This window comes from Thermostichus sp. OS-CIW-33 (genome assembly GCF_054059615.1).
On the sequence record NZ_JBSSCH010000002.1, the window covers coordinates 258,313 to 271,685 of the forward strand.

Here is a 13,373-nt window from a genome sequence, read left to right on the forward strand (position 1 = left end):
AGATGCAGTGTCTGTTGTCGAGCCGGGATCCCAAATGTTGCCGTTAGCGCCGGATGAGCACCATGGCCAAGGTTTCACGGATGCACAGCCGCAAAGGAGCGGGCCCCAGCCGTCTGGTTGCCTGCCCCCACAGTGGCATCTTCACCGACGGGGGATGTTCTCCCAATCCGGGGCCAGGGGGATGGGCCGTGGTGGTGGTTCAAGATGATCGGGTTGTGGAAGAGTTTTGGGGAGGGGATCCCGATAGCACCAGCAACCGCATGGAACTGACCGGCCTCATCCGGGCTTTGCGGTATTGCCGTGACACCCAAGGCAACAGCGTGGACACCATCTACAGCGATTCCCACCTCTGCGTGCAAACCTACAACGACTGGATGGATCGCTGGGCAGCGCAGGGGTGGCGGCGGCGCACCAGGCCGGTGGAAAACTTGGATCTGGTTCAGGAACTGTATCAACTAAAGCAGCAGTGCCCTCAGGTGCAGGTGGTTTGGATCCCAGCCCACCAAGGTCTGCGCTGGAACGAGTACGTGGATGAGTTGGTCGCTCGCGCCCGGCCAAAGTAACAATTTCTACATATTCCGATGTATGAGGCTGCGATCACAGACAGGCTCTGAGTCCATCGCCTATCCTCAAGAGGACGGCTCGTCGCAGGTGTGATATGAAGACCCAACTTCAGTGCCGGTTTCGTCCTCTCTCCCTTACGTTGATGGCGGTGGGGGGCTCTTGGCTTCTGGGATCCTGCCAACTCAGAGGGCCACAGGTACAGTTGCCCGGCGATGTTCTGCCGGAAACCGCGCTGGTTCCCCAGTCGGCGCCCCTGGTGCTGACCTTTTCTACCCAACCGGAAGAATCTTTTCGCACTCACCCTGACCTTTTGGCCCAGTGGGAGAGCTGGACGGCAGAAGCTTTGGCTGAAACCGGCAAGGAGTTCTCTCGGGAAGAGATGCAAGCTTGGGCTGGCGAGCAATTCACGATGGCAGTGGTGATCCCCAATCTGGTGCCCGGAGCTGCCGAGCCGGTGCCTGGGATCCTGTTTGGAGCCAGCACCCGCAACGCTGATTTGTCTGGGCAATTCTTGGCCCAGGTGCGGCAACAGGCAGCAGCAGAAGGGGCGAACTTCGAGCAGCGCCAGGAGCAGGGGGTCACCTTGTATGTGCAAACCAACGGAGAGCCGGGCGAGCGATGGGTAACTGCTGAGTTTGGCAACCGCTTTGTGGCAGTGGCCAACGACCCAAGGGTGATGCAGCAGGCGATTGCTGTGTATCGCGGCGAAGCAGAGCCGATTGGCCGCTCCGAAAGTTTCCGCACCGCTGTTGGCGATCTGTATAAGAGCGGCACGCTGGCCTTTGCCTACTTCAACTTCCAGGCTTTGCAGGAGGATCCCGAATCTTTCAAAGACTGGATGCAGGATCTGGATCCGGCGACGCTGGGATCCCTGCAACCCCTGCGCTCTTTGGCCATGGCTGCCCACTGGCAAGAGCAGGGCCTACGGCTGCGCATGTTGACCCAGACCGATCGGAAAACCCAGGGGCAGGGGGGGTGGCAAACGGCTCGCGGCGAACTTATTCAGCGGCTGCCCGGCAATGCCCTGGCGGTGCTGACCACCCAACAGATCGCCCAGCGCTGGCAAGCCGTTATGCCTGAGCTGGAGAAAGATCCGCCGGTCAAGGAGTCGTTAGAGGAGCTGCGGGCTGAGTTTCGCGCCAATACCCGTTTGGACTTGGAAAAAGATCTGTTGGCTTGGATGGATGGGGAGATGGCCCTGCTGGTGGCACCGGATGCCCAGGCCCATCCCCTGTTGCAGGGCATGGGAGCAGCCTTGGTGATCGAGACCAGCCAAAAAGACAAGGCCAACGCGGCCCTGACTCAGTTGGATCGGCTGGCCCAAGAATCGGGAGTAGGGGTAACGGAGGCGGGTGGACAGGTGACGTGGGCGGATCCCTTGTTTAACCGCCCGCTTTTGACCCGCGCCTGGGAAGGCAACTATTTGATCGTGACCAGCAGCACGGCGGCGCTGCAAACCCTCGCCCAACGCCAGGGCAATTTGCTTCCCCAAACCGAGCCGCTGAAAACCCTCTACGATCAGTTGCCCAAGCCCAACTACGGCTACTTTTTGCTGAATTGGCAAGGGATCCGCACAGTGCTGGAGGCTACGCTGCCGGGCGGTTTGGCAAGCTTAGAGCCGGAGGCCCGCGAGCTGCTGACCCGCGTCGATGGGCTGGGCATTACCAGCTACCCTGCCGGGGATCACGCCTTTGGGTTGGAGCTGCTGGTTACTGTGCCACCAAAGCCCCAGCGATAAAACCGTGTCTCACGTTCTTCAGTCTTCCTAGGGGTTGGGGGTGAGGGCTATAGCCGAATTAGGCCATAGGTAAGGGCATAGCGAACCAGCTCGGTGCGGCTGCTGGTGCCCGTCTTGTTCAGCAGGCGGGTCACGTATTTTTCCACGTTGCGCACGCTGGTTTGCAGCTGCTTGGCAATCTCCTTGTTCATCAGCCCTTCTGCCACCTTCTCCAACACCTGTTGTTCCCGCGGCGTCAGCTCTACCTTGATGGGTGGGGGCAGGGGGGTGGGGGCAGAGGTCTGGGCAGGCGTGGCTGTGGCAAGGGTGCGCTCCGACAGCAGGGCGCGAATCGAGGCCAGCTCGCGGGCCACCACCTCCGAAGGGCTGGCAGCGCGGGATCGCTCAATGAGATTGGAGACGATGGCCACCAGCTCCTCCGGATCGAAGGGCTTGGGCAAATAGGCATCGACACCGGCCCGGTAACCCTGGATGCGGTCGGCGGTCATCCCCTTGGCGGTGAGGAACACCACCGGCAGATGGCTGTAGGGCTCGAGTTTTCGCAGTTGGGCCAAAAATTGATAGCCATCCATGCCCGGCATCATGATGTCGGAGATGATCAACTGAGGCTGGGCCGTGCTGAGCAGTTGCAGAGCCTGCTGGGCGTTGGCCGCCGGGATCACCTCAAAGCCGCTGTCCTCGAGGTAGGCTTGCACCGCTTCCCGTAAGCCGGGTTCATCATCTACTAGCAGAATGCGGGCTGCTGGACTGGCAGCAGGGGGTTCGGGTTTGGCTGGGGGAGAAGAGGCCATCTGCAGCTCCTGGGTAGCGTTCAAGCGTTTGGCGGCACCTGCCATCCCATATCTCTACAATCTTCCTACTAACCTGTGGGCAATCTCAGGCGAAAACAGGAGCCTTGGGGGGAGCTTTCCACCTGGAGATCTCCGCCCATCCGGGTGGCCAGGTCGCGGCTAATGGCCAACCCCAGCCCCTGCCCTGGCTTAGAAAGATCTGCCCGAAAAAAGGGATCGAAGATCCGCTCCAGGTTCTCAGGGTGGATGCCGGGGCCGTTGTCGCAGACGGCAACGAACACTTCCCATTGCGAAGCAGTTGAGGGATCTTCACCCAGCTCCACCTTCAGCCGGATCTCACCTGGGGGCGGGGTGTACTTGCAAGCGTTGTCGATCAAGTTATCAAGCACCTGCCGCAGGGCACGCGGATCGGCTTGTACAGGGGGTAGGGAAGGGGGCAGGACGGCTTGAAAGTGGTGTCCCTGGGTTTCGGCCAAGGCTTGATAGATGGGGATCCACTCCCGCAGCAGGTCGGCCAAGGAGAGGGGCTGAAGCTGGAGGGGGGCCGGGATCCCGTCCAAACGCTCGAACTCCGCGAGCAGCTCCTGCAAATGCTTGCACTCCTGTTCAATGCTCAGGCCAATCCAGTGGTTGCGATCCTCGGGGGGCAAGCGTTTTTGCAATAACTTGGCCAGCGTGCTCAGGGCGGTGAGAGGATTGCGCATTTCGTGAAGCAAAGTGGAAAGCTGCTGGGCAGAAAGAGTGACCCCCTTAACCTTGGGTTCTCCGGCTCCGCAGACGGGTTCAGGCTCTGGATGGTGTTCAGCAACTTTTCTGGCTCTCGGCATGGATCCAATCCCTAGACTCTCCCGGCGCTGGCAGATCGATCCTAGCCCTACCTCCCCTGCAATCCGCCATATCAATCCTGAGACGCTATCGGGATCCCAACTGGGTGGCTTATAGCTGGCGGGGCAGGTAGATGTTGAGAATTTCCCCCCGACGGGCGCGATGGCGCACGGTGAGGTAGCCCCCCAAGGCGCGGAACAGAGTTTGGGTGACGGGAAGGCTGAGGCTCACTGCACCGGTATCCGGCTGCACGACCAACAACTGCCCAATCGCCTGAGGGGATTTGGGCTCTGAGGCAACAGTGGCGTCGCTGCCCTCAGGGGTGTTGACCTGAAACTGGAGTTTGACCAGTTCCCCTGCGCTGACCAACTGGGCGCGAATGTGGCTGCCAGCCGGGGTGCTGCGGGCAATGCGGTCGACCATGCCAAACAGCACCGCTTCCAGCGCCTTGGGATCGCTGACCACATCCGGCAGCTCATCGGGAATCTCCAGCTCCAGTTGGGATCCCCGCCGTTCCACCTGCTCCTGCCAGCGAGGCAGGTTTTGCCGCACCAAGTCCACCAGCGCAATGGGCTCTAGCTGAAGCCGACGCCCCTCCTGTGGGGTAGCAGCGGGCATCACCGTTTCTGTAGCCTGGAAAAACAGCCCGAAGCGGTTGATTTGCTCGGTACATTCGCGGTCAATTTTCTCCACGTATTCCCGTACCCGCGACGGCAGATCGTGCCGCTTCAGGATGAGACTAACCAAGGTGCGGATGGTGCTGAGGGGCGTCTGGATCTCGTGGATGAGAGCCCGCAACAGTTCTGCCTCCGAAAGGCTGTTCTGTTGGCCTTGACCGGCAGGCTGGCCATGGGAAGGAGGAGACCGCCGCTTCTGCCAATCTTCTGGCCGGGTTGTGGGCGCAGGGGAGTTCTCGGCTCTGGCGGGGGGTAAGCGAGCGGGCGGGGATCCCGACTCGGCTAGGTTTCCCAGCAGAAGAAGGCTGCTGAAGCGGGCCAGCACCCGCACATGAGGCTCCATGAGGGGATGGTGCTTGATCAGCTCCTGCCAGAAGGGCAAGCGATCCGGCCTACCCTGTTGAACCCGCTGCTCTAGGATCTGCCAAGCCCGATGCACCACTTCCGGCTCAAAAGACACCATCATCCCCCTCTGCCGCGTGTGGGGGTGATGCCCTTGGGCGGCCACCGCCGAAAAAACAGGGGTGAGCACCAGCAAAAAAGGCTCCTCCACCAGGGGATCCTGCGGCAGGAGAGGGATCACCGTCTGGCCAGGGGTCAGAATCGACTCAGGGGACAAGTCAGGGGTAAACAGCCAGGGATCTTCACGGGCCAGCTCCCGCAGCTTCAGGTTCGGTTCTGGAGCGTCAATGGGCGACGGCAGTTGAGGCAGCGGATCCCGAACCACCCAGGGGGGCCACCAAGACACCGGCCCACCGATCACCACCCCAAACTGTCCAACTTCTTGCCAGAGCTGGAGCAGGGCTGCCACCGTCTGCTGCCAGGAGCGCTCTCCTGCCCCCGGCAACCATTCCGGCAAGGGCAGATCGGCCCACAAAGCTTCCATCAAGGACAGAAATCGGCGGCTGTTCACGGATCTCTTTGACCCATCCTTCCCTTGTAGGGTAGCGGTTGTGGCCCCTCTGGGGCAGGGGAAAACCTCACCTTTTCCGGGGCGGATCCCCGTCTTAGCCAGTGATAAGAATCCTCGTCTTGTGAGGCGGCGAGCCGGTCAAATCAGCCTATCCGTCCATCCGGCAGAGTTGCCCCGCGCAAATTGGCCCCGCTGAGGTTGGCTGTGCTCAGATCGGCTCGGGTTAGGATTGCCTCGCCGAGATCGGCATTTTCCAGGTTGGTGCGGCCCAAATAGGCATCCACCAGGTTGGCACACCGCAAATCGGCCCCGGCCAGATTGGCCCGACTGAGATCCGTCCGCGCCAGTTTGGCCGAGCACAGACAACTGGCGGACAGATCGGCTGCGGCCAGATCCGCCTCGCTCAAGTTGGCCTCTGTCAGATTCACCTGGCGAAGTATCGCCTCCTTCAAGTTGGCCCGCGCCATCTGCACCCCTTGCAGGTCTGCCCCCAAAAAAGAAACCCCCCTCAGGTCGGTCTCGCTCAGGATGGCTCCCTGCAAACGGGCTTGCTGCAGGCTGGCCCCTTGCAAGTTGGCCTTGATCAAACTGGCCTCTTTTAGGTTGGCCCCGCTCAGGTCGGCCCGCGTCAAATCCGCTCCCGACAGGTTGGCTCCGCTGAGATCAGCGCGGCTAAGATTGGCGTTGCGCAATACCGCTCCCCGGCGGCTATCGAAACGGAGATTGGCCCCCCGCAGGCAAGCCCCTCCCAAGTTGGCACTGGTGAGGTTGGCCCAACGCAAATCCGCATCCAGCAGGTTGGCATCGATCAACAGAGCCAGCGTCAGGTTGGCCCCATGCAAATCTGCCCCTTGTAGGGTGGCGCCGTGCAACTGGGCATCTCTGAGATCCGCCTCGCTCAAGTCCGCCTGGCTGAGGTTGGCCCCCCCGAGGTTAGCCCCGACGAGGTTGGCCTTCTGCAGCTTGGCCCGCCCCAAGAAGGCGAAGATCAAGTTGGCGCTGTGCAGGTCTGCTTGGGAGAGATCCACCCCGATTAAATCGGCCCGGCTCAGGTCAAGGGCGGCCAGGTTCTCGCCGGCAAAGTTGATCCGTCCTGCCCGGTAAAGCCGAAGCAGATCCTTGGCATCCATAGAAGAGAGGGGAGAGCTCAGAGAAGTGAGAGAGGAGCTGCACTGGTGGTTATTCTAGATAAGGATCCGGGCGTTTCCCCAGCACTCTGCGCAGCTGATCGCCAGTGTTGAACGGGATCCCCAAACAGCGGGTTTGAGCTTCAAACCAGCCCGAACAGACGGCGCTCTGCCTCCTCCATGCGATCCAAGAAAGCAGCAAATTTGGTGGAGATCTCCCCCACTTCCTGCAAAAAGGCGCGTAGTGTTTGGTACTTGAGAACCAAGGCTTCCTCTAGGGTGCAGGTTTGGAACTGCTCATCCAACGCCTTGCCCAACTCGCTCAGGGCCTGTTCGATAGCAGTTTTGACAGAGCCGACGCTGCGCCGCACCAAACGCATCACCTCCTGCTCCAACTGCGGCTTTTGCTGGGCCAGCTCGCTGCTGGCCAACACCTGTCTTAGGGAAGCATAGGGATCCGCCAGCTCAGCGGGCATTTCGGTAACCGCCTCCGGCAGAGCCTGTTTTGCATTGCTGACGCGCAGGGGCTGCACCAGGCGCCACTCCGATTGTTCTAGCTTTTTCAAGATCCCCATGAACATTGCGGCGGATCCCTCGACATCCCTCAAGAAGCCGCGCAGCACCTGGTGTTTGAGGGTCAGATATTGGACGGGATCCTCATCCTGCAGACCTTCGTCCAGGGCGTTGCCCAACTCGCTTAGGGTGTTCTCGATGGCAACCATCAAGGATCCGGCGCTGTGATGGAGCAGTTGGCGGCAGGACTCTGGGATCTCCTGTCGCAGGTCAGAAGAGGGGCCGGGTGGTGTTGTCCAGGTTGCAAAAGCCAGAGGATCTGCAGGTTCTTCCTCATCTTCTGGGATCCCAGCGTCAATCCAAGTCATGGGGCTGGCCAGGGACTCTGCCTCGCCCGCGCGAGCGGCATCTTCGGTATTCAGCCAATCCAGATTGGCGGAGAGAGGCTCAGCAGCCAATCCTCCGCCGGGGAGGGTCGCTGGGGGCACGTCAACGTAAAGAGGCTTCAGCATCTGCAGCACAGCATTGGCGGCTTGGCCATCCTGATCCGGCTCCTGCAACTGCTGCACCGCCTCCTTCAGCCGGGCTTCCAGTTCTTGGGGGGAGGCGCAGGCATCGTAGAGGGCTCTGAGCAGCTCGTCCAGGCTGTAGCGCCGCAGGGCCGCCAACCCCTGCAGAGTAGGCTCTACTTTGTGGTACAAAGCCGTGAACAGAACCAGCTTGGCCCGCAAAGGGCTGGTTTGCCGCATCACCCCTGCCCGCAGCTCGAAGGGATCGTAGTCTTGCTTTTGCAGTCGTGGGCTTCCATACTCCAAGGACAAGATAGGCGAGGGTGCGGCCCAAGCTGATGGCTCCTTGGGCGAGGGCATGAGTGGGCTAGAGGGATCCGCTTGGGGCTGTTGATACAGGGGCTGTAGCTTGCTTAGCAGCATCTTGGCGATGCGAGCATACTCGGCTTTTTTGTTGATGCGGCTAATGGCATCTCGAAAGCGCTGGCCCAAAGCATCAAGGGTAGCGTGCTGGCGGCAGAGCTGCTCCAGCAGAGCTTTCAGGTCTATTTGGTTCAACTTGCTGACATCGCTTTCCCAAGTGCTGGTGCAGGCAAAGTAAACCAGCTTTTTCACTCGGTCTGCGTACCCGCCCTGCTGCACTTCTTGCACAACAAGGCCAAAGGGATCCGAGACTACCATAGGGAGCTGCCAAGCAGGAGTAGGTGGATCTAAGCTTACGAGGATCTTTGCGGTTTTTGAACAAGGACAGGTACCTTGCTGGGCAGAATAACACATCCTTCCCAGACCTGATGTTTGCCCAGGGATCCCCCAGCCATCAAGTGGGATTTAGCGGCCTATTTTTTGCAGGGCTCTTTCCACCTGTACTACATGGCGGTTCAGTCCCAAGTTTTTCGCCGGGATCCCCAGGGCCAGGCCCACCAATTGTGGCAAATGCAGGATCGGGATCCCCAGCTTGCGCCCGATCACCTGTTCCACCTCCGGCTGCCGAGAGTCCAAGTTGAGGTGACATAGGGGACAGGGGGTAACCAAACAATCGGCTCCCGCCTCTATTGCCTCTACGAGATGCCGGCCTGCCATCGAGAAAGACTGCTGCGGGGCGTAGCTGGAAATGGGCCAGCCGCAACACTGGGTGCGCCCGCGATACCAAACGGGGGTGGCCCCCAAACGCTCGAAGAGATCCTCCATCAAACGGGGATCCCGTGCCACATCAAAGCGGGAGATGTCGTAGGCCCGCAACAGATAACACCCGTAGAAGGCAGCGCAGCGCAGTCCCAGGAGAGGCCGTTTGACCTGTTGGGCCAATCGCTCCAGGCCGTAGTCATGAGCCAGCACCCACAGCAAATGGCGCACATCGCCTGTGCCCTGGTAGCAGCTCTCGCAGCCTCCTTTCTGGCACAGGGCCTGCACCTGGTGAAAGTACTCTGGACTCGCGGTTTTCGCAGCTTTTAACTTTTCATTCACGCGGCCCAACACCCCCTGACAGGTGCTGCAGTGGGTGAGCATCGGCAGCCCCAGCGCTTCCGCCAAAGCCAGGTTGCGGGCATTCACTGTATCTTCCAGCAGCTCCGATTCTTCTTTGAAGGTGCCCGAACCACAGCAGGAAGCGGCTTCCAGCTCCACCAGTTCAATGCCCAGATGCCGCGCAATCTGGTCGGTGGAGTCATACAGCTCACGACAGGCCCCCTGGGCCACACAGCCGGGGTAGTAGGCGTAGCGCAAAGGTGAAGGAACAACCGCGGTCATGAGAAGACGTGAGAAGAAGAAGAGAATTGGGTTTGCGATCTCAACGGTAATAACAATCCATGGATCCATTGCCCACACAGCAGAGCACTGGCCTGCCTGCAGAGCGGGAACCCAGAGCCTAAGATCCTACACCCATGCGCTGCCACAGCACATCCGTTGCTGCCCAGGACAGGGAGTTTGTCAAAGCTTCCCTATTTATCTGCCCCTATTTTGAAACCATTCGGAGCCGATACCCTATTTTTCTCCCTGCCTAGTGCCTCCCTAGCCGATGTCGGGTAGATTTGGCGGTAGCCATCGCTGAGGAATCGGTCAACGCTTTATGAACAGCCCGATCCAGGATTGTGAGCCCCCCTTTTCACCCCGCTCTAAGCAGGGCAGTCTGGGTTGGAGCCTTCCCCTGAAAGGCTTGGGATTTGGCTTGTTTTTCGGATCCCTAGTTTGGGCAGGATGGGCAAGTCAACTCCAGCTATGGGCCCAGCCGGTCGAACAGCAACCTCAGGAAGAAGTCCTTGTGCCGGGGCGCAATCTGGATCCTGGGGCGCAAATCCGGGTGCGTAACGAGCTGGTCAAGATCTGTGGGGACTATCGTTGCGAAGATTACCGCTTTTCGGTGCGGGTACTGATCAGACCTGAAGACACTCTGGAAACTCTGCTGGGGCGGCTGGATACGGAGATGCTGCGGGAGGTGGATCGGGTGTTTCAAACTCGGCCCGATTTGAATCGAGTCATTGTCGATGGCTACGTCTTCTCGGGTACTCCCGCTTTTGTCAGCCGGGAAGTGCTGCTGCAAACAATGTTTGTGCCCCGTCACCGTTGGGAAGTGGGGCGCTTTGGGCCAGAGCAAGATGCGATTTTCTATGCCGAGCTGTTCGGACAGGTGACGCCCTTTCTAACTCCATCCCCAACCCCCACGCCTACACCTGGGCCTGTGCCTGGAGAAGGTGTGCCCCCTCTGCCCCCGCCTCCTGGGGAAACTCCTCCCATAGAGGCAACGCCTACCCCTCAAGAAACCCCAGCCGCTCCACCTCCACCTCAAGGGGATGTAATTCAGCGGCAGCCGATCCAGCCCTGAGGGGGTTATGGGGTGGCTAAGTCTGGGTTGTGAGGGATCCTCAGGATCCCTTGTTTTGTGACCAGGCCGGTACCCTCCCAGTTGCCGTGGGGTTGAGTCCTGAGCCGAGGTGATCTAGGCTTCAAAAGTGGAGGGATCCCTCCAATTCATTGCTTGACTGGTGTGTGGCGGCATGGCAGGACACAGCAAGTGGGCCAACATTAAACGGCAAAAGGCCCGTGTAGATGCCAAAAAGGGCAGCCTCTTTACCAAACTCTCGCGGGCCATCATCGTGGCAGCTCGCAACGGCTTGCCAGATCCGGATGGGAATTTTCAGTTGCGGGCGGCAGTGGAGAAAGCCAAAGCAGCGGGGATGCCCAGCGAAAACATTGAACGAGCCATTGCCAAGGGAGCCGGCAACTGGAGCGACGACAGCCCCCTGGAAGAAGTTCGCTACGAGGGCTACGGCCCCGGTGGGGTGGCTGTGTTGATCGAGGCCATGACCGACAACCGCAACCGCACGGCTGCCGAGGTGCGAGAAGCCTTCAGCAAAACCGGCGGCAGCTTGGGAGAAGCCGGCTGCGTGAGCTGGCTGTTCCGGCAAAAAGGGGTGATCAGCCTGGAGGAGGTGTTGGATCCCGAAGCCCTGTTGCTGGCGGTGGCGGAAGCGGGAGGAGACGACTTCAAGGTGGAAGGCACAGGAGCAGAGGTGTACTGCGACTACTCTTTGCTGGAGCAGGTGGCCACCTACCTGAAAAAAGAGGGCTACCCAGTGCAAGATGCGGCCATCCGCTGGATCCCATCCACTGAGGTGCATGTGGAGGATCCCGATACGGCCAAGTCAGTGCTTGCCCTGATGGAGCGTCTCGACAACCTAGACGATGTGCAGAATGTCTATGCCAATTTCGAGATCGACGAGGCGGTGATGGAAAGCCTGGCCTGAGAACAGGCTGCCATCATCTTCCGAGAAAGGGAAACCTTCAACAGAAGCATCCGTCAGCGGAGCTTAACGGCGGTGCCGGTGGCGGTAACGAGGATCATTGTCGTGCTCATGTTGGTATGAATGCTAACGCCTAGGATGCCATTTGCTCCCAAACGTTTGGCTCGCTGCTCCAACTCTTCCAAAACCTTTTTCTGGGCATTCTCGAAAACTTCTTCATAGGTTCTTGTGCGTCCCCCGATGATGTTGCGGAGGCTAGCAAGGAAGTCCCGTAGAACATTGGTGCCATAAACTACCTCGGCGGTAACAATGCCCAAGTAACGCTCAACCTCTCTACCTTGGAGCACGTCTGTAGTGGTCAGCAGCATGGCTTGCTTCCTGGGTCAACACCCACCAAGATAGTCGGGATCCTCAACCTTTGGAATCGGGTTCTTGCCCTGTGTTTTCAGCAGAGTGGCGATATGTCGAAGGGCGACCAATCCCTACAGATAACCGTTCCACAACGCATAGTCATTTATCTCACCGTTGAGGTGAAACAAACGACCGGTTGCTTCCTGCTAAGGCCTCCGGCCCGCTAGCGCGATCAGTTGAAATAGATGGTAATAAAAACCACGACTGCTATCAGCCCTTGCCGCGTGGTAGGGCGCTCAAGGGGATCCCTGGCCAAGACCGGCGGCTGATACAATAGCTGCCCAGGGATCCAAACCAAAGATCTCTAGATCTCTGCTTTTCCAACAGGATTTCCCCACAAGCCCGATGGCAGGCCCGATCCGAGTGGTGGGTAGCTTGAACATGGATTTGGTGGTGCAGGTGCCCCATCATCCCGGCCCTGGGGAAACGGTGCTGGGATCCGACTACGCCACCTACCCTGGCGGTAAGGGAGCCAATCAAGCGGTGGCAGCGGCGCGGGCGGGAGCCCAGGTGGAAATGTGGGGAGCGGTGGGATCCGATGAGTTTGGGCGTCTGCTCCAAGAGAACCTGGAGCACAACGGCGTGGATACCCGCCACCTGAGGCAGTTGGAGGGGCCCAGCGGCCTAGCTTTGATCACAGTGGATCCCGGCGGGCAAAACAGAATCGTGGTCAGCCCTGGAGCCAATGGTCGCTATCTGCCGGAGCATTTGCCTCCCTTTACCCCGGCGGCCCTGCTCCTGCTGCAACTGGAAATCCCCCTGCCCACCGTGCAAGCTGCAGCAGAACAAGCCTTTGCCCAAGGGATCCCGATTTTGCTCAACCCTGCGCCCATCGTGCCATTGCCGGGATCCCTGTTGCGCCGGGTTCGCTACTTGGTGCTCAACGAAAGCGAAGCGGCTGCCCTTGCCCAATCCCCTGTGGAGACGCCGGAACAAGCCCAAAAGGTGGCTCAGGAACTGCAGAAACACGGGATCCCAGCCGTTATCCTTACCTTGGGAGGGGCAGGGCTGGTCTGGGCAGATGGGGAAGAAAGTGGCCATTGGCCAGCTCATCCTGTGGAAGTGGTGGATACCACCGCTGCCGGAGATGGGTTTTGTGGGGCCTTAGCTGCCTGTTTGGCTGCCGGCAGATCCCTGAGGGAAGCCCTGCGTTTTGCCAATGCCGCCGCTGCTTTGGCCGTAACCCGTGCAGGAGCCCAACCTAGCTTGCCCCAACGCTCTGAGATCGAGGCATTTTTGGCCTCTGCCGTAGAAACAGCATAGACTGCTGCTTATCAAAAGTTTTCGACGTCTGCGGTGGAGAAGTTCATTGGCCGTTTGCGTGAGCGCTATGGGGAAACCGCAACCTCCACAGGACAGAGCGGGGCCAAATCCTTTTTCCGAGCTGCTACTCATAGCCGGCGGAGGGGATCCCTTGCTCCATTGAGTACTGCTCAATAGTGCCTTGTCTTCCCTTGTGGGTGTTTTTAGAGTTAGGTTGTGTTGATCTTTCATTTGAGCCAAAAGAGAGCACTGACGAGATAGAGAAAACTCAAGAAGTTCCTGGCCAATTTGTCAAAACGAGAAAA

The 13,373-nt window shown here is 59.5% G+C and carries 12 protein-coding genes and 1 pseudogene; 5 read left to right on the forward strand and 8 right to left on the reverse strand.

The window, feature by feature from the left end:
* Nucleotides 1–62 precede the first annotated feature (62 nt).
* Nucleotides 63–563: a ribonuclease H family protein gene (locus ACVWZG_RS02565; RefSeq protein WP_457405563.1), complete on the forward strand. Its 501-nt coding sequence runs from the start codon at nt 63–65 to the stop codon at nt 561–563.
* A 95-nt stretch (nt 564–658) separates the two neighbouring features.
* On the forward strand, nt 659–2,302 hold the full coding sequence (locus ACVWZG_RS02570) for a DUF3352 domain-containing protein (protein ID WP_457405566.1): 1,644 nt from the start codon (nt 659–661) through the stop codon (nt 2,300–2,302).
* Between the two features lie 47 nt (nt 2,303–2,349).
* Here the strand turns inward: ACVWZG_RS02570 and ACVWZG_RS02575 are convergent, their stop codons facing one another.
* From ACVWZG_RS02575 to ACVWZG_RS02600, 6 genes are all read right to left on the reverse strand, one after another.
* On the reverse strand, nt 2,350–3,093 hold the full coding sequence (locus tag ACVWZG_RS02575) for a response regulator transcription factor (protein WP_011432966.1): 744 nt from the start codon (nt 3,091–3,093) through the stop codon (nt 2,350–2,352).
* Nucleotides 3,094–3,161: 68 nt separating this feature from the next.
* A complete protein-coding gene (locus ACVWZG_RS02580; protein ID WP_414343700.1) occupies nt 3,162–3,920 on the reverse strand; it encodes a sensor histidine kinase in 759 nt (252 codons plus the stop codon).
* A gap of 109 nt (nt 3,921–4,029) precedes the next feature.
* Nucleotides 4,030–5,508 carry a sensor histidine kinase gene (locus ACVWZG_RS02585; RefSeq protein ID WP_011432968.1) on the reverse strand — a complete coding sequence of 493 codons (1,479 nt, stop codon included), beginning with the start codon at nt 5,506–5,508 and terminating at the stop codon, nt 4,030–4,032.
* Between the two features lie 143 nt (nt 5,509–5,651).
* Nucleotides 5,652–6,638 (reverse strand): pentapeptide repeat-containing protein, encoded by a 987-nt coding sequence (locus ACVWZG_RS02590; protein WP_457405568.1) that lies wholly within the window; start codon nt 6,636–6,638, stop codon nt 5,652–5,654.
* A gap of 140 nt (nt 6,639–6,778) precedes the next feature.
* Complete coding sequence (locus tag ACVWZG_RS02595; protein WP_457405570.1) at nt 6,779–8,338, reverse strand: hypothetical protein; 1,560 nt, start codon at nt 8,336–8,338, stop codon at nt 6,779–6,781.
* A gap of 147 nt (nt 8,339–8,485) precedes the next feature.
* On the reverse strand, nt 8,486–9,403 hold the full coding sequence (locus ACVWZG_RS02600) for a CoB--CoM heterodisulfide reductase iron-sulfur subunit B family protein (protein ID WP_457405572.1): 918 nt from the start codon (nt 9,401–9,403) through the stop codon (nt 8,486–8,488).
* 319 nt (nt 9,404–9,722) lie between these two features.
* Here ACVWZG_RS02600 and ACVWZG_RS02605 point away from each other — a divergent pair, with 319 nt between their 5' ends.
* The gene (locus ACVWZG_RS02605) at nt 9,723–10,475 is read left to right on the forward strand and encodes a hypothetical protein (protein ID WP_457405573.1); all 753 of its coding nucleotides are present in this window, start codon (nt 9,723–9,725) and stop codon (nt 10,473–10,475) included.
* 172 nt (nt 10,476–10,647) lie between these two features.
* Nucleotides 10,648–11,397 (forward strand): YebC/PmpR family DNA-binding transcriptional regulator, encoded by a 750-nt coding sequence (locus tag ACVWZG_RS02610; RefSeq protein ID WP_011432973.1) that lies wholly within the window; start codon nt 10,648–10,650, stop codon nt 11,395–11,397.
* A gap of 53 nt (nt 11,398–11,450) precedes the next feature.
* Here ACVWZG_RS02610 and ACVWZG_RS02615 read toward each other — a convergent pair whose 3' ends face one another.
* Nucleotides 11,451–11,762 carry a YbjQ family protein gene (locus ACVWZG_RS02615; protein ID WP_457405575.1) on the reverse strand — a complete coding sequence of 104 codons (312 nt, stop codon included), beginning with the start codon at nt 11,760–11,762 and terminating at the stop codon, nt 11,451–11,453.
* Nucleotides 11,763–12,150: 388 nt separating this feature from the next.
* Here ACVWZG_RS02615 and rbsK point away from each other — a divergent pair, with 388 nt between their 5' ends.
* Nucleotides 12,151–13,068, forward strand: a complete 918-nt coding sequence (rbsK, locus tag ACVWZG_RS02620; RefSeq protein ID WP_457405576.1) for a ribokinase — start codon at nt 12,151–12,153, stop codon at nt 13,066–13,068.
* Between the two features lie 227 nt (nt 13,069–13,295).
* Here rbsK and ACVWZG_RS02625 read toward each other — a convergent pair.
* A pseudogene (locus ACVWZG_RS02625) lies at nt 13,296–13,373 on the reverse strand (IS5-like element ISSoc13 family transposase); the annotation flags it as partial.

What these genes read in the sequence shown, in the direction of transcription:
- ACVWZG_RS02610 (WP_011432973.1), top strand. Translation starts at nt 10,648, where the DNA reads ATGGCAGGACACAGCAAGTGGGCCAACATTAAACGGCAAAAGGCCCGT.
- ACVWZG_RS02590 (WP_457405568.1), bottom strand. Translation starts at nt 6,638, where the DNA reads ATGGATGCCAAGGATCTGCTTCGGCTTTACCGGGCAGGACGGATCAAC.
- ACVWZG_RS02605 (WP_457405573.1), top strand. Translation starts at nt 9,723, where the DNA reads ATGAACAGCCCGATCCAGGATTGTGAGCCCCCCTTTTCACCCCGCTCT.
- ACVWZG_RS02595 (WP_457405570.1), bottom strand. Translation starts at nt 8,338, where the DNA reads ATGGTAGTCTCGGATCCCTTTGGCCTTGTTGTGCAAGAAGTGCAGCAG.
- ACVWZG_RS02570 (WP_457405566.1), top strand. Translation starts at nt 659, where the DNA reads ATGAAGACCCAACTTCAGTGCCGGTTTCGTCCTCTCTCCCTTACGTTG.
- ACVWZG_RS02600 (WP_457405572.1), bottom strand. Translation starts at nt 9,403, where the DNA reads ATGACCGCGGTTGTTCCTTCACCTTTGCGCTACGCCTACTACCCCGGC.
- ACVWZG_RS02615 (WP_457405575.1), bottom strand. Translation starts at nt 11,762, where the DNA reads ATGCTGCTGACCACTACAGACGTGCTCCAAGGTAGAGAGGTTGAGCGT.
- ACVWZG_RS02580 (WP_414343700.1), bottom strand. Translation starts at nt 3,920, where the DNA reads ATGCCGAGAGCCAGAAAAGTTGCTGAACACCATCCAGAGCCTGAACCC.
- rbsK (WP_457405576.1), top strand. Translation starts at nt 12,151, where the DNA reads ATGGCAGGCCCGATCCGAGTGGTGGGTAGCTTGAACATGGATTTGGTG.
- ACVWZG_RS02565 (WP_457405563.1), top strand. Translation starts at nt 63, where the DNA reads ATGGCCAAGGTTTCACGGATGCACAGCCGCAAAGGAGCGGGCCCCAGC.
- ACVWZG_RS02575 (WP_011432966.1), bottom strand. Translation starts at nt 3,093, where the DNA reads ATGGCCTCTTCTCCCCCAGCCAAACCCGAACCCCCTGCTGCCAGTCCA.